This window comes from Thomasclavelia cocleata, assembly GCF_900102365.1.
Taxonomy (GTDB): domain Bacteria; phylum Bacillota_I; class Bacilli_A; order Erysipelotrichales; family Coprobacillaceae; genus Thomasclavelia; species Thomasclavelia cocleata.
Genome location: NZ_FOIN01000031.1, coordinates 1 through 24,919, shown reverse-complemented (window position 1 = coordinate 24,919; position 24,919 = coordinate 1). Strand labels below are relative to the sequence as shown.

Below are 24,919 nucleotides of genomic sequence, written 5' to 3'. Positions count from 1 at the left end.
ATTTCCTCCTATAATGGTTGTTTTTTTATTTTAGCGAACATCCGAGGAAATTTATTTGGTGTTGCTTTTATTTTTTTTATAACTATATTACTTCGATGATTCTCATTAGTTAATGTAAAATCAACAACCTTCTCTACTTTCCCACCTAAAATACTAATGCCCTTCTTAGCTTCATTTAACTCTTCATCTGCTTTAAGTCCTTTTAAGGCTAAAAAATATCCTCCTACTTTAACCAAAGGTAAACAAAGCTCATCCAAGATGTTTAATTTCGCAACTGCTCTTGCCATTACTATATCACATTTTTCCCGATTATCTTTAGCATACTCCTCAGCTCGTGCACTAATTGCTTTACAATCGCTCAATGCTAATTCTTGAAATAAATGATTCAAAAAAGTAATCCGCTTTGTTAATGAATCAACAATTGTTATTTTTAAATCTGGATAAACAATTTTTAAAGGAATACTTGGAAATCCAGCTCCTGCCCCTACATCTATAATACTTTGATTATTAAAGTCAAAATCAAATGCAATAGTTAATGAATCATAAAAATGTTTTAGATATACTTCTTCTTCATCAGTTATTGCAGTTAAATTCATTTTTTTGTTCCATTCAACCAAAGTTTTAAAATATAGTTGAAACTGTTTAATCTGAAATTCTTTTAAGAATATCCCTTTTGTTTCTAACAGTCTTATAAATTCTTCTTTTGACATATATTGTTATTCCTCATTATATTTTTGTTTTAAATAAATTAGTAACACTGAAATATCTGCTGGATTAATTCCTGAAATTCTTGAAGCTTGTCCTATAGTTAAAGGACGAATCATACTTAATTTCTGTTTTGCTTCCAATGCCAAATTATTAATATCTTCATAATTTATATCATTAGGAATCTTCTTTTCTTCCATTTTCTTTTGCTTAGCTGCTTGACGTAATGACTTATCAATATAGCCTTTATACTTAATTAAAATTGTAATTCTTTTTCTCTGCTCATCACTTAGGTTAGGTGCCTCAATAAACGATAAGATTTTTTCATAGTCTAATTCTGGTCTTTTGATTAATTCCTTTGCACTAATCCCCTCATTTAACTTAGCAGATCCTAATTGCTCCAAAATATCATTAATTGGATGTTTAGGAGTAAAACGAATATTATCAAGTCTTTCAATTTCCTTAAAAATACCATCCATTTTATCTAAATATTTTTGATATATCTCACCACTAACAAGACCAACACCATGACCATATTTCATTAATCTTTCATCAGCATTATCATGACGTATCAATAAACGATATTCAGCTCGACTTGTTAACATTCGATACGGTTCTTCAGTTCCCTTAGTAACTAAATCATCAATCATTACACCAATATAAGCTTCATCACGTTTTAAAATCAACGGATCTTTATTTTTAATTTTTAATGTCGCATTAATTCCTGCAATCAACCCTTGAGCAGCTGCTTCTTCATAACCACTAGTTCCGTTAATTTGACCTGCTGTAAATAAATTATTTACAACTTTTGTTTCTAATGTAGGCCATAATTGTAATGGATCAATTGCATCATATTCTATAGCATAGGCATATTTTAATATTTTACAATTTTCTAAACCTGGTATTGTTCTAATCATTTCTTCTTGGACATCATGAGGAAGTGAAGTTGAAAAACCTTGTACATATATTGTATTCATTTCCCTTGATTCTGGTTCAAGAAAAATTTGATGTTGTGATTTATCTGAAAACTTAACTACCTTATCTTCAATGGATGGACAATATCGAGGTCCAACACCACTAACATATCCTCCATACATACTAGAACGTTCTAAATTATCACAAATTATTTGATGAGTTTTTTCATTTGTATAAGTTAAATAACATGGTAATTGTTGCTTCAATGGTATAAATTCATCTGCTTGATAACTAAAGGCAAGTTTAGCATCTGTTCCAGGCTGTAAACTAGTCTTTGAATAATCAATACTATTAATTTCTACCCGAGGAGGAGTTCCAGTTTTTAAACGTTGAATTCTTAAACCTAAGGCTTTTAAACGATCTGATAAAAATTTTGATTCTTTCTCTTCATCTGGCCCACTGGAATATTTCTGATCCCCACATAATATTTCAGATTTTAGATAAGTTCCAGTTGTTAAAATGACTATTGTTCCTTTAATTTCATGACCATCAGCTAGAATAACCCCTTTAGCACAATTATCTTCAATAATTAAATCTTCAACCATACCCTCAATAATATCTAAATTTTCTTGTTGCTGTAATACTTTCCTCATATATCTTGGATAAGCTTGTTTATCAGCCTGAGCTCGTAAAGATTGTACTCCAGGTCCTTTTGCTGTATTTAACATTTTCATTTGCAAATATGTTTTATCAGCAGTTTTTGACATTTGCCCACCCAATGCATCTATTTCACGAACAATTATTCCTTTAGCAGGTCCACCAATTGAAGTGTTACAAGGAAGGCTTCCAACATTATTAAAATTAGATGTAATTAACACAGTTTTTTGATTCATTCTAGCTGGTGCTAATGCCGCTTCAATTCCAGCATGACCACCACCTACCACTATAACATCATACATTTATTCCATTCCCTCCTTAATACTAATCTATTGTACTACAAATTTTCCACTTTTTAAACAATAATCCGTTTTCTATGAAATACTTTTAATCACTATTATTATTCACACATTATTTTTAATATATTTTATAAAAATAAAAAGCCTCCATTTATAACATGGAGGAAAATCACTATGCTTCTACTAAATCTTCATCAACTTCTATTATCTCTTTAACCAGCTCATTTTCTTCATTGATTTCAATTTTTTCTTTTATTTGTTTTGGTTTTAAAATATTAATTACTTTTCCAAAAAACATAAAAGAAAAAGCATAAAATAAATAACTAACAGAATTATCTACAAAATATGAAAATATATCTTTTATGTCAGTCATCCAAGAAACATTTCCCTGTATTACTAATAAAGAAATATAATCATATGAATTTTTCACCATAAATAATGTATACCCTAATAATAAAATTGCTAATACATAACACACTAATGTAAATACTGGTTTATTAAACCAAATTCTAATTTTTTTCATTTAAATATTTCCTTTCTTTATTAATCTTTAATTACGGACTAATCATACAAACAATAAAAATACTATATAACAATCCAAATTAAATAATTAAAATATTATATGTTGAAGTTATCATTATAATAACTTTATTTTTATATTTCAGTATATAAATAATCATAAAAAATATATACTCAGTATTAACCAGCTTATTTATTGTTTTCTTAATAATTATTCTGTTAGTATTATTACAGATACTCTCTTTTTCACTTTTAATTATAATGTAATATGATTTTTCTTCATTTAAATATTTTTGGATAAATCTTATTTTAATTTTTTTTACTTTTTATAAAACAAAAACCTTCTATAGATAGTGTAATTATAACTATTTATACTATCTAATAGAAGGTAGATTCTAACTTTACTTAATATGTGTTATTTCCAAAAATTCTTCCCGCTTCCAACTGATATTATCTTAAATTGTGTATTTTTAGAAGAACCTCCACTAAAATATTTACCAGCTTCTGTACCATTAAAAATATCTATTTTATTACCTTTAATCGCACCTCCACGATCTACAACAATACCATAAGCAGTTGATTCGATACTCAAATTATGATTAGTAATTTCAATAATTGTACCAAATGGAATAGATGGGTCTGCAGCCAAACAATAATATGAACGTCCATTATATGTTAACTTAGGACTATTTGATCCTTGAACCCCAGTAATTGGACTTAACTTAATCCCTGTTGATGATGTACCATTTCCGCCTGCACAATCACCACCATAAGTTGTCAACTTACCAGTAAAATATGCACCTGGCTGTACAGTTCCAGTTTCAACTATTGTATCAGTTACAGGAACCACAACTTCACTACCTATTAATTCTTTATTAACTTCTTTACCATTTTGATAAGTGATTCGATAAGTATTTTTTACTTGCCCATTTTGCCCTTGTTGTACAACCTTTGTAGTAAATAACTCTAATCCATTAGTATTTACTGTATTTGATACTACTGTATCAAATACATCAACATTAGCTTCATTAACTCTTGTAATTTGAACCAAATCATTATTATTTAATATATAATTTAAATCAAAATTTAATATATCTTGTGGATTCAAAGATACATTTAAATCTTCAAGTACATTAGATACCGCAGCTTGTCTTACTAAATAATCCTTCTGCGCTTCATCACCATCTTGAACTTTTATATCAATAGTTTCAACATAGTTATCAATTTGGTTTGTTGCACCAGCATTTAATGTTGTTACAACAATTCCAGTATAGGCAATCATCACAACTAAAATTCCTTTCATCCTAGAATCAGATTTGATAATAGCCTCTTTAATTTTTTTCATTAATTTTCCTCCTATTTAATGCCAAAAACCTTTTTAGCATTAAACGTTGTCTTACTTGCAACGTTTTCTATCTCCATGTTCTTTAGCTTAGCTATTTCCTGGGCAATATACACAACATTTGCAGGCTCATTTAACTTTCCTCTAAATGGATGAGGTGTTAAATAAGGACAGTCAGTTTCAATTAATAAATTCTCGATGTTAATATTCGCTGCCACATCTTTTGGAACTCTAGCATTCTTAAATGTCACCGGACCCGCTAGAGAGATATAAAAACCTAATTTTACAAATCTCTCCGCCATTTCAACAGAGCCACTATAACAATGCATTATTCCAGGATGTCCATTTCGTTTTAGCACTTCATAAGTATCTTCATAAGCATCACGACAATGAATAACAACTGGCTTCTGATGTTTTTTTGCTAAATCCATCTGCCATTGAAAAACATCCATCTGCTTTTCTTTAGGAACACTATCCCAATAATAATCAAGACCAATCTCACCAAGTGCTACAACGCAAGGCTCCTCTAAGTACTTATCAATAATGTTTATCTGATCTTTTGTTGTGTTTAAGCAATCGTTTGGTCCGATACCAACTGCCGCATATACGAACTCATATTGTTTAGCTAATTCGATTGCAATTCGAGATGACTTTAAGTCATAGCCTACAATAACCATATTTGTAACACCATTATCTAGGGCTTTTTGGATAAACATATCGTGATTTTCATATAAATCGTCACTATTTAAATGACAATGAGTATCAAAGTACATAAATCTCACCTCTGCTGTATCTTAACAAAATCAATCTCATTTGTCAAATATCTAAAACTAAAAATTATACCACCAAAGAAAATAACGCGATAAAATCAATATTTTTTATTTTTTTCTTCTTTTTTAAACATATTTATACATACAAATTTAGACAAAAGATAAATTTTTATAATCTATACATAAGTTTTGTATAAAAAGAAAGAAAATAATAAAAATGGTTTTATGTTTTAATTTTTAACAATTCTTTTTAATTTATACTATAAACAATAAAAACAGACAGTGGGACAGACTGTCTGCTTTAAAGATCAGGTAGTGGGAAAAGCTACCTTTTTATATTGATATTATGAAAAGAATAATATATTAAGTAGTCAATCAAGGAGAAGAATCAAAAACTATATCTGACTACATTTATTAGTATAGTAAATAAATATCGTTAGATTAAATCATAAATACCTTACATTATCTATTAACTGTGGTAAATTATGTTTTGTAATTTAATACTATCTTTTGATGATTATAATCAATCACTGATAAATCATAATCATATAAACACTTTAATGAAGTTGAAGTTATTACTTGCTCAGGAACTCCTTGGAATAATATCTTCCCATCTTTCATTGCAATAATTTCATCACTATAGTTGATTGCTTGATTAATATCATGATGAACCATAATAATCGTCATTTGATATTTTGTATTTATTTCTTTTATTAAGTTAAGTATTTCAATTTGATATTTAACATCTAAATATGTAGTTGGCTCATCCAATAATAAAATTGATGTTTTTTGAGCTAAAGCCATTGCCAACCAAACCCGCTGCTGCTGGCCACCAGACAAATTTGATAACAAACGATTTTTATATTCTTTTAAATTAGTCGTTGTAATGGCCCAATCTATAACTTGATAATCTTCTTCACTTAGTTTTTGATGATAACTTAAATATGGTAAACGCCCATAACCAACAATTGTCTTAACATCTAAATCTCTGTAAATCTGATTCTTTTGATGGACTACTGCAACATTTTTAGCAAACTCCTTGATCTTATAATTCCAAACATCTTTAGTATTTAATGTTATCATTCCATCTTCTGCTTTATAAATCCTACTTAAAAGCATTAATAAAGTCGATTTACCACTACCATTAGGACCAATGATCGATGTGATCTTACTCTTTTTAAATTTTACCGAAAGATCTTCAATAAATGGTTTATCTTGATAACTAAATTTAATTTTTTTTACTTCCATCAACATCAATACTCCGTTTCAATAAGATAATAAATAAAGGTCCACCAATGATTGCCATAATGATTGCAGCTGAAATTTCATATGGTGCCATAATAATTCTTCCTACTGTATCCGCAACTAACAAAACAATTGCTCCTATCAATAAACTAATTGATATCAAATGTTTATGTTCAGTTCCCACTAACAATCTTGAAATATGGGGTACTAGCAAACCAATAAAGCCAATTACCCCAACTACTGCTACACTAATACTACATAATAAAACTGCTAATAATGATAAACCAAAGCGATATACATTCACATTTACTCCTAGCGAAGTAAGGGTTCGATCTTCTAACCCTAATAGATTACATGCCTTCGCCATAAATAAAGTAATGATTATTACAGGAACTAAATAAATTAATAAGGTCGTAACATCTTGCCAAGTATACAAGGGAATCGTACCCGTAGCACCACTTGTGATTGAAGCAGTTGCACTATTTGCGAGGGTAACAAGAGCACTGAGCGTATAGTTGATTGCCACCCCAATCAAAATGATTCGAGTTGTTTTAAATCCAGCTTTCCACGATAAACTATAAATAATAACAAATGTTATTAAACCTCCAAAGAATGATAGTAAAGGAGCAATTGCAGATAGTTGAGGTAAAAATAAACCAACTAGTACACTAACTAAACTCGCCCCATTAGCAATTCCAATGATTCCTGGATCAGCTAATGGATTCTTTAAAACAACTTGAAATAAAAGTCCAGATAATGCTAATGCACCACCTACTAACATGGAGATGATAATTCTTGGAAAGCGAATACTATATACACTTGCTACATCGACATCGTATTCAATAAATAACCCTTTAAATAATTGAACAATTGAAACTTGAATACTTCCAAGATTTATTGCGATAAAAAAGCAGATAAACAATACCACTATTAAAAAGATTATAAATATTTGCGGATGTTTTTTAATTAGTTCCATATAAAATTCCTTCTAAATTTTCTAAACCTTTTTGATAATTAAAATTAGCACTCATCCCAAAATAATTATTATCTAAATTATAAACTTTGCCATTTTGAACTGCACTGAATTTACTCCAAATATCATTTTGAGCAAATTCGGTTTCAAAATTCTTCATTACTTTCTCACTCATCGCATGACTAGTTCTCAAGATAATATCAGGATTTTGTTGTAACATATCTTCAGCATTGACATTGACAAAATCCTGACCATCACCATTACCATAAACATTTGTTCCACCAGCTAATTTTACTAAATCACCAACATAGCTAGATTCTGTAGCGACAAGGTAGCTGCCACCTGGCAAACCCATCAAAATTAAAACCCGTGGACTTGCTGTGTTTTGGTATTTTGCTCTAAATTCAACCATATAATTAACAAATTCATCTACTAATTTATTAGCTTTTTTCTCTTTACCTAATAAGCTTCCTAACTCCTCAATACTTTTAAACATACCTGCTACACTTTTAAGATTTAAGAAGCTAGAACTTACACCAATTTTTTCATATTTAGAAGCTAAATCACCCTCCAATGAATTAGGGCTTAATACTAGCGATGGTTTTAAAGTTGACAATACTTCCATATCTGGCGACATTGCAGTTCCTAGTTCTGTCGCTTTTTTATATTTCTTTGGTACTGTATAACTTTCAGTCGTTGGAATGCCAATTACCTGATCAGCTGGAACATCCAAAGCTTCTAAAATTTCCGTAACAGCTACCGAAGTTGCAGCAATCGTTAAAGTATTATTATCACTTTTTCCACTTTGATCTACACAACCAATCATCGACAGAGCAAGGACAAGAACAAGAAAACTATTTTTTAACTTTTTTAACATAATAATATGCTCCTTCTGCTACGATAGCTATAACTGCTACAATTCTGATAATCAACATCGTGTTATTACTACTATCCTTTTTTCTCTCACTTTGTTTTAATAAATTTTTAACTGTCAATTTCTTCTTTTCATTAACTTTGCCATTTGTATCAATTACATGGCTAGATAAGCCAGAAATATCATCAAATAAACTTTCACGTGACACTTCCCCCACTATAGTTACTGGCGTTTCTACCACTGGTTGTTCTTCATTTGTTGTCGTATCACTAGTTTGATTAGAATTCGTACTTGCATTATCACTACTGCTATTATTAATAGTTGAATTATTATTTTCCGTATTTCCATTATTGGCAGTGGCTGGTACCATGGTACTAGTGTATACACCTGTTCCTGGAGTAATAGATCCTTGATTTAATTTAATAAAAAATTGCACATCACGCCCCATTGGAGCGACATACATAATAGGACTAATATAATCATATAATGAATTCATTTGAATTCGATAATGATTTACCGTGTCACCATTAGCACTACTGCTTCCTGTTTTAGTAGCACTAACACTACTAAAAGAACCACCACTATTCATGATTTTAAATCTTACATTTGAAACATTTGAAGCTAATCCCAAACCAACAGTAATATAATATTTACCGCCAGTTTGCTCTAATAACAAATTGCCTTCTACAATACTTGAAACCATGCTTTCACCTAATGTTATATTAGTACCACCATCTTCGGTGTTACCAGTAAGAGGATTAACGTAAGATGTGGAGCGTCCAATTAAGTACGCTCCATCGTTATTAGCAAAAGCTGGTTTAATATTAATTGTCATCGTTATGATGGCAACTAATACTAATAATACTTTTTTTATTTGCATAATCTTTTTCTTGTTAAATATGCTGTAGTCGCTAATGATGAAATTAATAATCCTCCCATGAATCCCATATTAGCATTATCTCCAGTTTTCACTGAACTACTTGATGTTCTTGGAGCTTGGTTAGTCATTGGAGCTATTGTATTTGGTGTATTGTTTGTATTATTATTTGATTCACCATCTACCTTAGGTGCTTCAATTGAATCAGATACAAATTTTAGCATGTTATAATCAACTTTCATTCTTGCTGGAATATCACTATTTCCCATCATAGCTACATGTGGATTTACCACAACATCAAATAATTCTTCCTCATTTGGTAAAACAAAAGACCACATAATAGCTTTACCATCAGCATTTTTACTTACAATAGCAGCTGGATTTGATTTGTAATCATCAGTTGATGAACCAATGTATAATTCTTCTAACCATGCTTTAATTGTTCCCATAGTCATTTCTTTAGTTGTGATATACATTGTTGCAACACCGTTTTTAACTACTACTGTAGCTTGACTGTCAATTGCACCTGCTGCCATTGAAGCCTTGTCTTGAGTCGCATTCCATAAAGCAACATCTACTGTATATGTACCATCTTTAGCAAATTTACTTGTACTTTCTGGCACTATTGGTGTTGGATTATCTAATCCTAAAGATAATCTCGCTTCAGAACCATAAGCACTTCCACCATAATAGAATTTTACATTTGTTAATTTTGTATTTTTTGCTAATGTGAATTGCATTTCATTTACTTTTCCATCACTATCATATCCTGTGATATCAGCTTCTTTATAAGTTCCATCAGCTTGCTCAACTTCCATTTTATCAACGTATGCAGTTTGACCATACACAGTAACTGCACCCATTTGTAATGTTACTAATAAAGTTCCATCTTTTGAAGTAACCGTAGCACTCTTAATTGCTTGTGCAGCCATTGATTGTACATCTTCATTTGCCTTTAATACATCGCTAGTCACAGTATAAGTACCATCAGCTAATGTATATTCAGGTGCTTCTGGTTCTTCAGGAATAACAATATCCGCTGTACTGTATTGAATATATGCATCAACTTCTGTATTCATCGCATCAACATGCATTTCAATATAAACACCTTCACTGTTTACTGCTACTGGTATTTTAACTTTTTCTACTTGTTGAATTCCTTGATTATCTAAGCGATAACTAACAACTTCAGTAGCATGTTTTTCTGATTTTGTATCAGTTTCATAATATTGAATATTTCCTGCATTACCAATTAAGCCCATTAAATTTAATGTTTTAAATTCAACAGTTAAATACCACTTTCCTTCCTCTACTGATAATTCTCCATTTTCTGCTAATGCTCCAGCTGCCATTGAATCAATTGTAATATTACTTGCATTCTTCAATTTTGTTGGAACAGCATATTTACCATCTGGTAAATTGCTTACCTGGGTAGCATCTACATTGCTTAATGCGGCTACCTGAATTCCAAATGCCATCATTAAAACTAAAACTACTTTTAAAATTTTTTTCATTTTCTTCCTCCCTCTTTCTCTTTGTTAGAAAAGACTAACTATTTAGTTAAAAAATATAGAGAATATATTCTCTGTCAATGTTAGCTAAAGCTAACTACATTCATTATTTTACATACATCTAATCTTAAAACAACTACTAATTTTGTTGCCCCCGTTGAAACAATCTTTTCAAAAAATATCTTTTTCCCTTATAAATTCAGCATTTTTTGATGTTTCATCGATGAAATACTATTTTATAATAACATTCATAATTGCAATACTCTCTGGCATATGAATTTTACCAACCGTTGGTTTAACCTTTATCTTTACACTCGTTTGCAATATCCGTTCTTCCTTTGAATAATGAAAACGTAATTTTGAAATAGGAATAATATAATCATCCTTGATCATGCGACATTCAAGATAATCTTCTCCAACTTGGTATTTTAAAGAACCTACCTTCCCTTTAAGAACCATTTTCCCCATCATTGATTCTCGTTCAACTTCTTTTGGCTTTAAAACTAATCCTCCATACCCCATTTTTATATCCAATATCCCTGGATGAAAGAAGCCATCATTAGCCATTGATATTCCCATCTTATCAGCTTTATAAACAGTAAAAGCAAATGGGTATTGACCATCATCAAGATTAACACTAAGCATATCTCCACTAATTTCTTTTACATTATCAATCAATTCAAATAATCTTTCTTTACTAGTATTATTGACAAGCTTAGCTCGTGCTTCTGATGATAATGTTAAAACTAATGATAGTGCCTCCTGATACGCTTCTTCATCATCAAAATTAGCTGTATGTTTTAACCAATCAGATAATTTATTAATATCTTTTAAATATTCCCTTGCCATTTTACATCCTTGGCATGATAAAATCCCCTTTCCTTTTTCAGTCGTTAACCCCTGCTGATAGAAAGTATTCAATACTCGACTAAACGTTGATTTTGATACCCCAACCTCTTGTGCTAACCGAGTAACTGTGTAATCCATTTTCTTTTGTTTATATAAAAATAATAAATATGATAATTTTTCTTTTGTTAGATGCATAAGCCCCTCCGAAGTTAGTTTACCCTAACATAGTAACGTACTTATTCGTTTAAAACAAGATAAAAAAGCTATATTCATGAATATAGCTTTAAATTTATTCAAATAAACGATTCTAGTTTCACTAAAAAACACAAAGTATTATTTATCAAAATCAAACATTTGAAATACATCAGAAACTGGTAAACAATTTTCAATATTCTCAATAGTTTTAGCAAGTAACCCCGCTACAGAAACTGTCTTCAATTTAGGGAAAACTTTATCCTCATGTAATTTAATAGTATCTGTAACAACAACTTCATCGGCTGAAGATTTTTGCAATCTTTCTACAGCAGGCCCAGAAAATACTGGATGTGTACAAGCTACATGAACAGATTTTGCACCCTTTTCCTTTAACATTTCAATTCCTGCAATAATTGTACCACCTGTATCAATCATATCATCAATCATAATACAATTTTTACCTGATACATCACCTAAAACTCCCATGATTTCAGCAACATTTGGTTTAGGTCTTCTTTTATCAATAATCGCAACTGGTGCATCTAATGCTACAGCTAACTTACGAGCTCTAGTAGCACCACCATGATCAGGAGAAACTACACATATATCCTCCATATTCTTTTTCTTAAAATAATTTGAAATAAGTGGTAATGCCTGCATTTCATCTACTGGAATATTAAAGAATCCTTGAATTTGTGCAGCATGTAAATCAACTGTAACAACCCGTGTTACCCCTGCAACAGTTAATAAATCAGCCACTAACTTAGAAGTAATTGGTTGTCTAGGTTTTGCCTTACGATCTTGACGTGCATAGCCAAAATAAGGAATAATTGCTGTAATTTGTTTTGCTGAAGCTCTTTTTAATGCATCAGCTAAAACTAATATTTCCATTAAATTTTCAGTAACTGGATTAGAAGTAGATTGAACAATAAAAACATCTTTACCACGTACTGATTCATCAATTTCAACTAAAATTTCACCATCAGCAAAATGATGTACTTTACTTTTTCCTACTTTAGTTCCTAATTTTTCTGCAATATCATTAGCTAATTTATCACTAGCTGACAATGCAAAAACAGTTATTTTATTTTTCATTTTCTTCTCCTATTTTCCTTTTTGATTTCTTTTTTCTTCTAATACTTTAGCGTATCCTTCTTTATTAACTTGACGTGCACGAGCAATAGCAAATGCATCATCATTAACCTGATCAGTAACTGTTGAGCCTGCTGCCACATAAGCATTTGTTCCTACTGTTACAGGTGCAATTAAATTACTATTGCAACCAATAAATGCATTATCATTAATAATTGTTTGGAATTTATTTTTACCATCATAATTTGAAGTAATTGTTCCACACCCCATATTTACATTACTACCAACTACTGCATCTCCTACATAAGTTAGATGAGATGCTTTACTACCTTTTCCAAACACAGCTTTTTTCATTTCAACAAAATTACCCATATGAGCATTTTCTAAAATATGACAATTTGTTCTTAAACGTGCAAATGGTCCAATATCAACACCATTTTCAATAACTGAATCAGCAATAACTGAATATTTAATTTCAACGTTATTCTTAATTTCAACATTATTAAATTCACAATATGGTCCAATATGACAATTAGAGCCAATAATTGATTTTCCTTTAATAATGCACCCTGGTTCAATTGTTGTATCTGGAGCAATAATAACATCTACACCAATATAAGTATTATTGATATCAATAATATTAACCCCATTTAATAAATGTTTTCTATTTACTTTTTGTTGTAAAGTTTTTGTTGCTTCTGCTAATTCAACACGATCATTAATTCCACCAACTTCTGCTAAATCAGGAATCTTAAATCCACCAACTTTAAGATTATCATTATTCATAATCTCAATAACATCTGTAATATAATACTCATTTTGCGCATTATTATTAGTTACTTTTTCTAATGCATTAAACAAAGCAACATTATCAAAACAATACTCACCACAATTCATTTCACTAATCAAAATCTGCTCAGAATTACAATCTTTAAATTCTATTACTCCTGTAACTCGATCATTTACTCTAATTACACGCCCAAATTTTTTATCTAGTTCACAATCACAAGTCATGATCGTTCCCTTTAATTCATTATCATTATGATAAGCAATTAAATTTTGTAATGTTTCACTTGTAATTAGTGGTGCATCACCATTTAAAACCACAGTAGTCCCAGGTCTATTTGCTAATGCATCTCTACATTGCATTAAAGCATGACCAGTTCCTAACTGCTCCCTTTGATAAATGATATTTACACCATCCAATAGTTTTTCGACTTCCTCAGCTTTATGACCAACAATCACATAAATTTCATCTACTCCAACCTGTTTCAATTCATCTACAATATGATTAATCATTGGCTTATATAAAACTTCATGGACAACTTTAGGTTTATCCGATTTCATTCTGGTTCCTTTACCAGCCGCCATCACCACAGCATAAGTTTTCATTTTCACACCTCTTTTAACAACAACATAATATCAAAAAAATTACATGAGTTAAAGAAAAAAGACTAAAAAATGTTTATATTCACTAAGAAATTAGCCAAATTATATATTCAAAACTAAATTTTAAAACAAAATAAAGATTTTATTATCAAAAAACTTATTATATAAACTTTACACTTCAATAAAAGACATGTAGAGATTCGATAAATCAAACCTCTACATACTAGCAATATTAAGCTTTAAAGCCCTCATAATAAACAAAAAAAGTTCTTGCCTTAGACAAGAACCTATATTTAATAACTAATCTACTAATTGATTTTGATTCAATATTTCTGTTTTCCTTACAAAATAATATTTCCCTTTAAAATATTTGAATCCTTTATCTAAAATCTCATCACTTTTAGTAAGAGCAAATACACATGATCCACTACCAGACATTAAAGCACCATCAAATCCAATTTTTATCATTTCCTGCTTAATCATCTCAATTTCTGGAACCATCTTAATTGATGGCTTTTCTAAAGTATTTTGTAAATTACTAATTACTGCCTGATAATCATTTTCTTCTATCCCTTTTGCCATCAAATGACAATCCTGATGACTTGCCCTACTTAAATCTAAACTGCTAAAAGCTTTTTTTGTTGAAACTCCCTTTTTTGGTTTAACAAGTAATACTTTACATTCAAATGACTGATCAATAAATGATAACTTTTCACCTATTCCACTAACTAAAGCTAACTTTTGATAAATACAAAACGGAATATCAGCACCCACTTCTTTACCGATAGCTGCCATTTGTTCATTAGTTAGATTTAAATGAAACAATTTATTAATCGCTTTAATTACTGCTGCTCCATCTGCACTTCCCCCTGCCAAACCAGCTTGAGTTGGAATATGTTTATAAACATATATCTTAATTCCTTTTTTTATTCTATAACGTTCTTTCATTAATACAGCAACTTTATACATAATATTACGTTGATCTACAGGCATAATTGTACTATTTGATTCAATTTCTATTCCTTCTTCAATCACATTTATATAAATCAAATCATGTAAAGTAATTGGTGCCATTATCATTTCTAATTCATGATATCCATCTTCTCTTTTTCTTACTACATCTAATGCTAAATTAATTTTTGCATATGCTCTTATCTTCATTATATCACCTGCTTGTTGGATAAATTTTTCTTGCAACTCCTCTTGTATCGATACCACCAACTCCTAAATGTTTATTAGAAGTTTTTGCAACAATTTTTTCTAAATCTACATAATTTTTCACACTTGCATTAGCAATCTGACTAACAACAAAAACTGGATCTAAAGCATGAATATTTTTACGACTTGGACTAGAAGCAAAATTTGCTCCACTAGCTAACAACAATTCATAATATGACTGACAAGCACCAGCAAAAATAATTAAACTATCTTTATCATCCTGATATAATCTTGCTCTACGAATTGCCTCAACAAAATCCATAGTATGAAGATAACTATCTATATTTTTTCGATCTCCATTTTTTTTCATTGCATCATGTCCTGTAATAACAAGTAAATCGGGTTTATGTTTTTCTAATAAAGGAATAATTTTATCTTTAATTTCATTTTCCTTCATATAATAGCCATGTACATTTATATTAAATTCCTTATATTTTTTCAAACACATTTCTAAATAATTTTTATCACCATCAATATGCAATACACTACCTTTTAGACATGGTTTATTTTCTACTATTATATCACTCTTTTCACTATTAAAATCACTTAATTCCAAATCACTTTCATCACTATCAGCAACTAATCGATATTCTATACCTGTTAAATAATAAACTCCATCTTTAATATCAGTAATTTTAAAACAAATATCTTTGCCATATTTTTTACGGCAAACTATATCTCCAATCTTCATCAATATCACCAGTACTATTATATGCAATTATATTATATCAGTGATATGTTTAAAATCACTCAAAGATAACTCCTCACTTCTTTTTTTTATATCAATTCCACAAGCAATTAAAATCTCATTTGCATTATTATAATCTTGTTTTAAATTATTTAAAATTGTTTTCCTACGTTGCTTAAAACAAATATTTAATACTTTATATAACTTTAAATCCGATCCTCTATCTAATCTTATTTTAATTATTGCTGAATCCACATGTGGAGCAGGTAAAAATACACTTTTATTTACTGTAAATAAATATTCAATCTTACCAATATCTTCAATCATTAATAATAATGGATTTTTGTAATCACTTGTCATTTTCAAAGCAACTTCTTTTTGAACCATAATAATCATTTCATCAATTTGACAATTATCTAAAATAATTTTTTCAATTATTGCTGTTGTAATATAATATGGTAAATTAGCCACTAGGTAAACTCTTCGATAATCATCTTTTAACTCTTCAACAATTGATTTAATATCTTGTTTTAAAAAATCACCAAAAATAATCTCAATATTATCCTCATTTAAAAACTCTTTATAGACAGGTTCAAACCTCTCATCTATTTCAAAACTGATTACCTTTCCAGCACTTCTTCCTAATATCTGTGTCAAAGCACCTATTCCTGGACCTACTTCAATAACTGCAGTATTTTTATCTATATGTGTCTGATTAACTATTTTATTTACAACATTTGCATCTATTAAGAAATTTTGTCCATATTTTTTTAACGCATTTAAATTATATTTATCTAAAATATATTTAGTTGTAGGGCTAGTTGCTATATCTTTCATTACTAATTCACCTTAATTTTAAAATCCTTCTATTTTAATTATTATTCATATTTTCTATTACATCATTTTTTGTAATACCTACCATATTTAATCGTTTAAATAATGTTTTAACATTACCATATCCTAAATTAAACATTTCATAAACCAACAATCTTTTTTTCTTATTTCCAATAATATCTAAATCAATAAATTCTTTCCAAGTAATACTTTGTTGATTAACATCAAAATTAACAACATTTTCCAAAGCTTCTATTACTGCCTCCTTTTTTGCTTCAGCAATACCTAACTTTTTTTTACCTGTAGCATCTTTTTTTGAAACAAAGGCGTGTTTACAGTTTGGAACAACTTTTTGAATTTGATCTCTTATTTTTTTACCTGGAAAATCAGGATCTGTCAAAACAATAATTCCTCTACTTTTACTAGCTTCTTTTATTAAATTTAATGTCTTATCATCTAAAGCTAGTCCATGTGTTTCAATAGTATCCACTTCAAATAATTCTTTTAACAAAGCTGTATCTGTTTTTCCTTCTACCACTATTATTTCTTTTATTCTTTTCATATTTTCACCTAGTTATAATTATAACTAATTTTATCACAATTTAAAATCTAAATTTTTTTATAATAACAGTTTCAACACCTTTTAACTTTCAATATTTATCCAGTTTTCTAATTTACTATATACTAAAAAATAAAAAAAGAAAATGATGTAGTGATTTTTGATTTCTTCCACCATTTCTTATCAATAATTTATATAATTCTAATAATATTTATTATTCACTTATTTCATCTATTCGCTGTTTAAACTTTTTATATACAATCTCTTCAAAGATTATCTTGTCAATTGCTTTTAACTGTTTTTCATTTAGCGATAATACCCATTTTTCTTCTCTTATCCCATATCTTGCTTCAATTAGATTAATAGTTCTTTTTAATTCACCTTTTGTTTCACCTTCAGCCAATCCTTTTTCATATATTTCCTGCTTTTCTGATTCGTTTGCTGCTCTGTTTAAATCTCTCTTATAATACATATCTCTTAACTTGGCTTCTTCATTAAACTTTTCCAACTTCTTTTTCATGATACTTATCACTCCCTGGTCTGTTAAACCAATTATATCATTATCTATTCCGTTTTTAAATATGTACAGTGCCAGTTCTATCCCTGTCATCCTTTTTAATCCTTTCTGTTTCCTGATAATATTTATATATGGCAATTGAACATAGCTTCTGGTTGTAAGATTATACTTTTCTACCATCCCTTCATCGTTGATACTTCTGTATGTATCAATAAGTTTCAGATTATCCTTATCAATATCATCGATAAAGATGATCTGATATACTGGATGTGCTGTTTCTGTATAATCCTTTCCCTTTTCCTTTTGTGATGCAAGTAAAGTAGCGCCATACTGTTGGAAACGGCAGTAATGACTTTTGGAAAAGGTGGAGTTCTGCATTTCAATATCAATGATATCACCATTAGTAGTCTTTACCTTAATATCAAGAACCATATCTTTATCTTTAGGGTTAAGATCAGGATTAAGGACAGTGATCTGATGACATTTAATATTAAGGATATTTTCAATAAAGAGTTTTAACATAAAGATACAGTCAGGATCTAAGTCATCATATAATAAATACTTGAATAGAACATCATTTTTAAAATCATTACAAAATTGTTTTGACATAGAAAATACCTCCTAATAATATATACAAAAGAAAATATTCAGATTACTTTATATAAAACAAAAAAAGTAAGAAATGATATCTTACTTCTAATATTTACTTTTAATTTATAAATAATAATCCTTTTTTAATACATATCCCCTATGTTTTAAAAATATATTATTGACACTTAGTTATTTTTTAGTTATTCTAATCTAGATAAAACAAAATAATTTGCTTAAATATTAGCTATAGATTTTACTTGTTTCTGATTTATAAACAAGCAACTATAGCTTTTTTTATTAAAGGAGAAAAATATGAAACAAGAACATAATACAATGGCAAATAAACCAATCTTTCCACTACTAATGAAAATGGCTATCCCACCTATGCTATCTATGCTAATTCAATCAATGTATAATATTATTGATAGTATCTTTGTTGCTAAACTAGGTGAAAAAGCTTTAACTGCTTTATCATTAGCTTTTCCTTTGCAAAATCTATCATTAGCATTTTCTGTTGGATTAGGAGTAGCAATTAATGCCTTAATTGCTCAAAATCTAGGTGCTAAAAAAAATAATCTTGCAAATAATATTGCTTCACATGGTATTTTTTTATCGCTTCTTCATTCTCTATTGTTTATCTTTATTGGTGTTTTTTTAATTAAACCTTTTTTCTCAATATTTACTAATGATCCAGAAACATTAAATTATGCTATTACTTATGGCAGTATTGTAATTACTTTAACTTTTGGTTCTATTATTCATATTACAATTGAGAAAATGTTTCAAGCTACAGGTAATATGATAATTCCTATGTTTTTACAAGTTGTTGGTGCAGTAGTTAATATTATTTTAGATCCTATATTAATTTTTGGAATAAATGGATATTTAAAATTCGGTGTATCTGGTGCTGCAATTGCTACAATAATTGGACAAATAAGTGCTTGTTTGTTGGCAATATTATTATTTAGAAAAAAATCATTTTTAAAATTATCATTAACTACTTTTAAACCTAATTTACAAATTATTAAAAATATTTATTCAATTGCTATTCCTTCTGGAGTAATGACTGCTTTACCTTCTATTTTAGTTACTTTATTAAATGGACTTTTAACTACAGTTAATCAATCTGCAATTGCCTTTTTAGGAATTTATTTTAAATTACAATCATTTGTTTATATGCCAGCTAATGGTCTAATTCAAGGAATGCGCCCTTTAATTAGTTATAACTTTGGTGCTAAACATTTTGAAAGAGTTAAAAAAATAATTAAAGTTTCTATAATTGTTACTTCTGTAATCCTATGTAGTGGTGCACTTATTTTTATGACTTTCCCTAAATTTATTTTATCATGGTTCAATGCTACTAGCTCTTTACTAAATATTGGAATTATAGGTTTAAGGATATTTTCTATTTGCTTTATTGTTTCTAGTGTTAGCATAGTCATCTCAGGAACCTTTGAATCTTTAGGTAATGGTAAATATTCATTAACTATTTCATTATTAAGGCAACTTATTATTACTGTTCCACTAGCACACATTTTATTATTTTTAATTGGTTTAAATGGGGTTTGGTTATCTTTTTTAATTGCTGAATGTATTGCTAGTATTGTTTCTATAATATTACTAAAAAAAGAAATATTAAAATTTTCTTCAATAATATAATTAATACTTAAATCAGTAATATATTTTCTTATTTACATTTCCACCTTAATCATATGTTCTCTCTATTAATTAAAATCCTAAGAATATATTATCTACTGCTTTTATTATTCCTAATAAAAATAGTTAAATCACTATTACAAAAAAGAATTGTACAGATTATTCATTCGATTAATCCCTTACAATTCCTTTTATTTTATTAATCTTCTTTTCTTCTTAGTAAACTTAATATTGATAACCCTGCAAAGACTGTCATTAAACCATTCTCTCCAGTTTTTATACTTGTTGTTGTATCTCCTGGTTTTGCCACTAATCCCTCAATGGCTTTTGTTAAAGCTGCATGTGCTGCTTTTACTTCTGCCTCACTTACTTCTGAATTATTTAATACTGCCTGTGCTTTTATTACTTCATTTTCTACTACTGCCCATGTTTTGGCACTGTAATTTGCTGCATTTAACCCATTTGCTTTATTAATTAAATCCGCTAATAAATCTTTATTTGGTTTTAATCTTAAGTTCAAGTATGCTCTTGTTAATGCATCACATGCTTCATCTACTTCTGCCTGTGTTGCATTTACATTGTTTAATACTGTATTTGCATTTGTTAATGCTTTTTGTAATGCTGTTTTGTTTGTTTACACTACTTTTTCAACTAAAGCTTCTCTTGTAGTTTGTAATACTGATAAAGCATTATTTATTTCCTCTTGAGTAACATCTTCTTTTTCTAAGACAGTTTTAACATTATTCATTACTGTTCTAAATTCTGCCCAGCTTTCTTGTATATAATTTGTTTCATTTAATATTAAACAATTTTCATATAATTCTTCTAACTCTGTTTTATCTACAATATTTATATAATTTCGATAAGTTTTTCTTACTTGAGCTCCATCTAATACATAATCATATACTTTAAATTCATCAATATTACCTTTTTGACGATATACTACTTCCTGCTCCTGCATTAGCAAAAAAAACATCATAATTGCAGAAAAAGATTCCCAAATTTCTACCTGAATCTCCTGTTTTATTACTGAAAATTATAGTATCATTTTTTCTTTCATTAGATTTAAACCACATTGAAATTGTAAAATCTCTTGTTCCTAACTGCATATCTGGTATTTCAACATATCTAGTACCAATTTCTAATGAATTATTTTTATATCTTTCCTATATATAAAATTATAGCACTTTCAATATTAATTTCACATAAAATATTTAAAATAAAATTAAAAAATTAACTAAATAAATATTTTTTTTAGTTATTTATTTAATAAAAAAGATGACAATTAGTCATCCTCATACTCTTTATAATCAACATCAATTATATCTTCATTACCTCGATAATATTGCTCTTGATTATAATAAGTTTTACGTTTTTCTTCTGTTTTTCGCTGAAACTCTTTATTAAATTCTTCTAACTGTTTTTTGTATAAATATCTTTTTATTGAAGACCAAATTACCAATGCAGCAATAATAATCCAAGTAATTGGGCTAGTAAGAAGATTTAAAATTAAGCTTAATATAATTATAATAAATAAAATGACTAAGATTGTATAATACATTCCCATGATATCAACTCCTTTATAATAGATATAATACACCAATATTATTTGAATTCAAATAAATCCTTGATATTAATTACAAAGCCTTCAGCAATTTTTTCAATTGATTTTAAGGATATATTTCTTGTGCCTCTTTCAACATCCGAAATATAATTTTTTGATAACCCACAACGAAACGCTAACTCTTCTTGAGAAATATTTTGCTTTAATCGGATTTCTTTAACTCGTTGTCCAAACCTAATTTCAATTTTATCCATTCTACTCATTCTCCATTTGAATTAATCGTTTAGCCTCTTCACTTATCTTCTTAAATCTATGATGTAATCCAGATTTACTTATAGTTTGCCCTGTTTCTTCATAATAAACTTCTGTTAATTCATTTAATGTCATTTCAGGATACTTTCTTCTAATCAATGCAACTATACGAGTTTTTTCATCAAGCATATCCAACCCCATAAACATATCAACCGTATTAATATCATTAATCTGTTTATTTGCAGTTGCCATTGATTTAATCTCATTAGCAATATCGCAATTATTCCAACGATTAACAGTATTAGACATATTACGATCAATTCTGGTACTTTCAAAATTCATTACTGACTGACTTGCACCTATTGCTCTTAAAAAATCTCCAATTTTTTCTGATGATTTTAAATAAACAACATATTTATTACGACGTTTAATCATTTTAGCATTCAGTTCAAAATCATTCATTATTTTAGAAATAAATTGTGCAAATTCTTCTTCATTAAAACTCATCTCTAAATGATAATTTGATGTTTCTGGATTATTTACACTTCCACATGATAAAAACGCCCCTGCTAAATACGCCCGCATGCAGCACTCACTTTTTAAAATATTTCTATTTGGTATAATATTAAACCCTAAACCATCCATCAAAGATAAATCATCTAATATTTCTCTTGCTTTAGTAACTTTTAAAATATAAACATTATTTTTCTTTAATTTCATTTTACGAGAAACTAAAAACTCAATCTGAGGATCATATTCTTCCTTTAACATTCGATGAACTTTGGAAGCGATTTTCGCATTTTCTGTTCTAATCGTTAAAGATAACCCATAGCTAGATAAAGATAATGTTCCATTAATTTTAATTATTGCACACAACATCGCCCTTTGACAACATGACTCAAAATCATTAAAAACTACTTCTTCTTTTACTATTCTCGAAAACGATACCATAATTACTCCTAATGATCAGCATCACGATGCAAGCGATGAACCTGATAATATTTACTATAATAATCAGCAAAATAATTTGTTAAAGTAACAGAACGATGCTGTCCTCCAGTACATCCAATACCAATAATTAAATGCATTTTACCTTCTTTTTCATATTCTTTTAATAAATAATCAAATAAATCAATCATCTTTTTAATAAAGACCTTTGTTTCTTCTTTTTCCATAACATAATCATAAACTGCTTTATCATTTCCTGTTAAAGATCTTAATTCCTCTATATAAAATGGATTAGGTAAAAACCGAACATCAAATAATAAGTCAGCATCTTTAGGTACACCATGTTTATATCCAAATGATTCAAAAGTAATTCTAAATGGATCTACTTTTCCACTATTAAAATAGCCTTCTAATAAGTTTTGAAATCTAGCTCCTTTAAGCTTTGTTGTATCAATTGTCAAATTAGCTAATCTTGAAATTGGCTCAGCCAATCTTCTTTCAAATTCAATTGCCTCCAATAAAGAAGATGCCTTATTAGAGATTAACAATGGATGTGATCTTCTAGTTTCTTTATATCTTTTAATCAATACCTCATCATCACAATCTAAAAAGACAACTGATAAATGAATCCAATCTAAATTAGACAACAATCTAATTGCTTTTAATGCATCATCCAAACTAACTGCCATTGCAACATTTTGATATTTAGAATCATCCTGTACAAGTTCCGCAAATTCTGTTAAAAGTGCTACAGGATAATTATCTATACAACGAAATGCTAAATTTTCAAAACATGCCATTGCACTTGTCTTCCCTGCTCCTGACATCCCTGTTACTATTATAATCTCAACTTGATCCACAATCATCACTTCTCTTTCTATATATATATTTTATCAAATCTACAACGATAAGTGTACTTTAATTTTTGATTTTTCTCAACTACTTTTGTACTTATTTATAACCATTATATATAATAAATTTGTCTATTTCTGTATTTAATAAAATATATTTTACTTGTTAAAATAAATATCAATAATATAAACTACTTATAAAATCCTATTCAAATAAAAGACTATGAATAACTTCTCTTATTTCTAAGATCCTTTCTTGCTCAAAATTTGGATTATTCTTAAACCAGCGCATATTCAATGGTGAAGGATGTGGCAACACAAATGCCCGTTTACCATATAAAAATTGATCATTAAAAATTAAATCTTTAAAGTTTTTTTTCGGAAATAATTTTTTTGCTGCATAACTGCCAACCACAATATATATTTTATTTTCTACTATTTCAATTTCTTGCTTTAACCATCTATCACTGCAGCATTTTGGCGGTAGTCGATCTCCGCCACTTTTTGATTTACCAGGATAACAGTGTGCTAAAGATGTGATATAAAAATTATCCTGATTATAAAAAATATCATCATCTATACCATACCACTGTCTTAATTTTTTTCCACTTAAATCATTAAATGGCTTTAAAGTATTATGCACACTTAAGGATGGTGCCTGGCTTATTTGCATTATTTTAGCATTTTTGTTCCCCCAAAAAATTGGATGTGGTTCATATCCAAAATCATCTTTACAAGAATTACATTTGGATATGTTATATTTCAATTTATTAAAATCGTCCATTATTTAGCTCCTTTATCCTTTTAAGCTTATATTATATCATTATTTTATTAATAATATATTATTTTGATATTATAACTATCTTATTTAAAAATGATTATTCATTTTTATAATTACCAAATAAAAAATATATAATATGTTATATTTTAGATTAAAAAGGGGCTGTAACGACTAAGTAATTTTTATTAATTATTTAGAGCGTTCAGCTCTTTTTCTTTTGTTAATCCCTTTCATATAAAAAAATCCAT

At 28.7% G+C, this 24,919-nt stretch carries 27 protein-coding genes and 1 pseudogene; 1 reads left to right on the top strand and 27 read right to left on the bottom strand.

Going from position 1 to position 24,919, the window contains the following annotated elements; all coding sequences use genetic code 11:
• Positions 1–8: 8 nt before the first annotated feature.
• The 18 genes from rsmG to BMW96_RS10280 all read right to left on the bottom strand — a co-directional run bounded on the left by rsmG (position 9) and on the right by BMW96_RS10280 (position 18,637).
• Positions 9–710, bottom strand: coding sequence for a 16S rRNA (guanine(527)-N(7))-methyltransferase RsmG (gene rsmG / locus BMW96_RS10365; protein ID WP_092355418.1), 702 nt, complete (start codon positions 708–710; stop codon positions 9–11).
• 6 nt (positions 711–716) lie between these two features.
• Positions 717–2,579 carry a tRNA uridine-5-carboxymethylaminomethyl(34) synthesis enzyme MnmG gene (gene mnmG / locus BMW96_RS10360; protein ID WP_092355415.1) on the bottom strand — a complete coding sequence of 621 codons (1,863 nt, stop codon included), beginning with the start codon at positions 2,577–2,579 and terminating at the stop codon, positions 717–719.
• 169 nt (positions 2,580–2,748) lie between these two features.
• Complete coding sequence (locus BMW96_RS10355) at positions 2,749–3,099, bottom strand: hypothetical protein (protein ID WP_092355412.1); 351 nt, start codon at positions 3,097–3,099, stop codon at positions 2,749–2,751.
• 411 nt (positions 3,100–3,510) lie between these two features.
• Positions 3,511–4,440, bottom strand: coding sequence for a G5 domain-containing protein (locus BMW96_RS10350; protein ID WP_092355408.1), 930 nt, complete (start codon positions 4,438–4,440; stop codon positions 3,511–3,513).
• Between the two features lie 11 nt (positions 4,441–4,451).
• Positions 4,452–5,210 carry a TatD family hydrolase gene (locus BMW96_RS10345; RefSeq protein ID WP_092355405.1) on the bottom strand — a complete coding sequence of 253 codons (759 nt, stop codon included), beginning with the start codon at positions 5,208–5,210 and terminating at the stop codon, positions 4,452–4,454.
• Positions 5,211–5,690: 480 nt separating this feature from the next.
• Positions 5,691–6,455 (bottom strand): ABC transporter ATP-binding protein, encoded by a 765-nt coding sequence (locus BMW96_RS10340; RefSeq protein WP_177165842.1) that lies wholly within the window; start codon positions 6,453–6,455, stop codon positions 5,691–5,693.
• Positions 6,436–7,428 carry a FecCD family ABC transporter permease gene (locus tag BMW96_RS10335; RefSeq protein ID WP_092355399.1) on the bottom strand — a complete coding sequence of 331 codons (993 nt, stop codon included), beginning with the start codon at positions 7,426–7,428 and terminating at the stop codon, positions 6,436–6,438. Before BMW96_RS10335 ends, BMW96_RS10340 begins: the two co-directional genes overlap by 20 nt.
• Complete coding sequence (isdE, locus tag BMW96_RS10330) at positions 7,415–8,302, bottom strand: heme ABC transporter substrate-binding protein IsdE (RefSeq protein ID WP_092355396.1); 888 nt, start codon at positions 8,300–8,302, stop codon at positions 7,415–7,417. Before isdE ends, BMW96_RS10335 begins: the two co-directional genes overlap by 14 nt.
• Positions 8,280–9,179: a heme-binding Shp domain-containing protein gene (locus tag BMW96_RS10325; protein ID WP_177165841.1), complete on the bottom strand. Its 900-nt coding sequence runs from the start codon at positions 9,177–9,179 to the stop codon at positions 8,280–8,282. The genes isdE and BMW96_RS10325 overlap by 23 nt, the downstream gene beginning before the upstream one ends.
• A complete protein-coding gene (locus BMW96_RS10320) occupies positions 9,170–10,690 on the bottom strand; it encodes an NEAT domain-containing protein (RefSeq protein ID WP_092355393.1) in 1,521 nt (506 codons plus the stop codon). Before BMW96_RS10320 ends, BMW96_RS10325 begins: the two co-directional genes overlap by 10 nt.
• Positions 10,691–10,918: 228 nt before the next feature.
• Positions 10,919–11,731: a hypothetical protein gene (locus BMW96_RS10315; RefSeq protein ID WP_092355390.1), complete on the bottom strand. Its 813-nt coding sequence runs from the start codon at positions 11,729–11,731 to the stop codon at positions 10,919–10,921.
• A 138-nt stretch (positions 11,732–11,869) separates the two neighbouring features.
• Positions 11,870–12,826, bottom strand: a complete 957-nt coding sequence (locus tag BMW96_RS10310) for a ribose-phosphate diphosphokinase (RefSeq protein WP_092355387.1) — start codon at positions 12,824–12,826, stop codon at positions 11,870–11,872.
• A 9-nt stretch (positions 12,827–12,835) separates the two neighbouring features.
• Positions 12,836–14,215 carry a bifunctional UDP-N-acetylglucosamine diphosphorylase/glucosamine-1-phosphate N-acetyltransferase GlmU gene (glmU, locus tag BMW96_RS10305; RefSeq protein ID WP_092355384.1) on the bottom strand — a complete coding sequence of 460 codons (1,380 nt, stop codon included), beginning with the start codon at positions 14,213–14,215 and terminating at the stop codon, positions 12,836–12,838.
• A 297-nt stretch (positions 14,216–14,512) separates the two neighbouring features.
• A complete protein-coding gene (gene ispE, locus BMW96_RS10300; protein ID WP_092355380.1) occupies positions 14,513–15,373 on the bottom strand; it encodes a 4-(cytidine 5'-diphospho)-2-C-methyl-D-erythritol kinase in 861 nt (286 codons plus the stop codon).
• A gap of 4 nt (positions 15,374–15,377) precedes the next feature.
• On the bottom strand, positions 15,378–16,121 hold the full coding sequence (locus tag BMW96_RS10295; RefSeq protein ID WP_092355378.1) for a sporulation peptidase YabG: 744 nt from the start codon (positions 16,119–16,121) through the stop codon (positions 15,378–15,380).
• 27 nt (positions 16,122–16,148) lie between these two features.
• Positions 16,149–16,955, bottom strand: a complete 807-nt coding sequence (gene rsmA / locus BMW96_RS10290) for a 16S rRNA (adenine(1518)-N(6)/adenine(1519)-N(6))-dimethyltransferase RsmA (protein WP_092355375.1) — start codon at positions 16,953–16,955, stop codon at positions 16,149–16,151.
• 34 nt (positions 16,956–16,989) lie between these two features.
• Positions 16,990–17,514 carry a ribonuclease M5 gene (gene rnmV, locus BMW96_RS10285; protein ID WP_092355372.1) on the bottom strand — a complete coding sequence of 175 codons (525 nt, stop codon included), beginning with the start codon at positions 17,512–17,514 and terminating at the stop codon, positions 16,990–16,992.
• Positions 17,515–17,725: 211 nt separating this feature from the next.
• Positions 17,726–18,637 (bottom strand): PD-(D/E)XK nuclease family transposase, encoded by a 912-nt coding sequence (locus BMW96_RS10280; protein ID WP_092355369.1) that lies wholly within the window; start codon positions 18,635–18,637, stop codon positions 17,726–17,728.
• 294 nt (positions 18,638–18,931) lie between these two features.
• On the opposite strand from BMW96_RS10280, the gene BMW96_RS10275 reads away from it, so the two are divergent.
• Entirely contained in the window at positions 18,932–20,278 is a 1,347-nt protein-coding gene (locus BMW96_RS10275; RefSeq protein ID WP_092355366.1) for an MATE family efflux transporter, read from the top strand.
• Positions 20,279–20,474: 196 nt separating this feature from the next.
• Here BMW96_RS10275 and BMW96_RS10270 read toward each other — a convergent pair whose 3' ends face one another.
• The 9 genes and pseudogenes from BMW96_RS10270 to BMW96_RS10235 all read right to left on the bottom strand — a co-directional run bounded on the left by BMW96_RS10270 (position 20,475) and on the right by BMW96_RS10235 (position 24,674).
• Complete coding sequence (locus BMW96_RS10270; protein WP_143050736.1) at positions 20,475–20,795, bottom strand: hypothetical protein; 321 nt, start codon at positions 20,793–20,795, stop codon at positions 20,475–20,477.
• A gap of 12 nt (positions 20,796–20,807) precedes the next feature.
• Positions 20,808–20,891, bottom strand: a pseudogene (locus tag BMW96_RS14830) (hypothetical protein); the annotation flags it as partial.
• An 18-nt stretch (positions 20,892–20,909) separates the two neighbouring features.
• The gene (locus tag BMW96_RS10265) at positions 20,910–21,254 is read right to left on the bottom strand and encodes an FIVAR domain-containing protein (protein ID WP_092355362.1); all 345 of its coding nucleotides are present in this window, start codon (positions 21,252–21,254) and stop codon (positions 20,910–20,912) included.
• Complete coding sequence (locus BMW96_RS14825; RefSeq protein ID WP_272482258.1) at positions 21,199–21,414, bottom strand: LamG-like jellyroll fold domain-containing protein; 216 nt, start codon at positions 21,412–21,414, stop codon at positions 21,199–21,201. The genes BMW96_RS10265 and BMW96_RS14825 overlap by 56 nt, the downstream gene beginning before the upstream one ends.
• A gap of 146 nt (positions 21,415–21,560) precedes the next feature.
• Positions 21,561–21,842 (bottom strand): hypothetical protein, encoded by a 282-nt coding sequence (locus BMW96_RS10255; protein WP_092355354.1) that lies wholly within the window; start codon positions 21,840–21,842, stop codon positions 21,561–21,563.
• Between the two features lie 38 nt (positions 21,843–21,880).
• Positions 21,881–22,093: a helix-turn-helix domain-containing protein gene (locus BMW96_RS10250; protein WP_092355351.1), complete on the bottom strand. Its 213-nt coding sequence runs from the start codon at positions 22,091–22,093 to the stop codon at positions 21,881–21,883.
• Between the two features lies 1 nt (position 22,094).
• Positions 22,095–23,042 (bottom strand): DNA-binding protein WhiA, encoded by a 948-nt coding sequence (gene whiA / locus BMW96_RS10245; RefSeq protein WP_092355348.1) that lies wholly within the window; start codon positions 23,040–23,042, stop codon positions 22,095–22,097.
• Between the two features lie 8 nt (positions 23,043–23,050).
• Positions 23,051–23,905: an RNase adapter RapZ gene (rapZ, locus tag BMW96_RS10240; protein WP_180320381.1), complete on the bottom strand. Its 855-nt coding sequence runs from the start codon at positions 23,903–23,905 to the stop codon at positions 23,051–23,053.
• Positions 23,906–24,095: 190 nt separating this feature from the next.
• Entirely contained in the window at positions 24,096–24,674 is a 579-nt protein-coding gene (locus tag BMW96_RS10235) for a uracil-DNA glycosylase family protein (protein WP_092355345.1), read from the bottom strand.
• Positions 24,675–24,919: the final 245 nt, after the last annotated feature.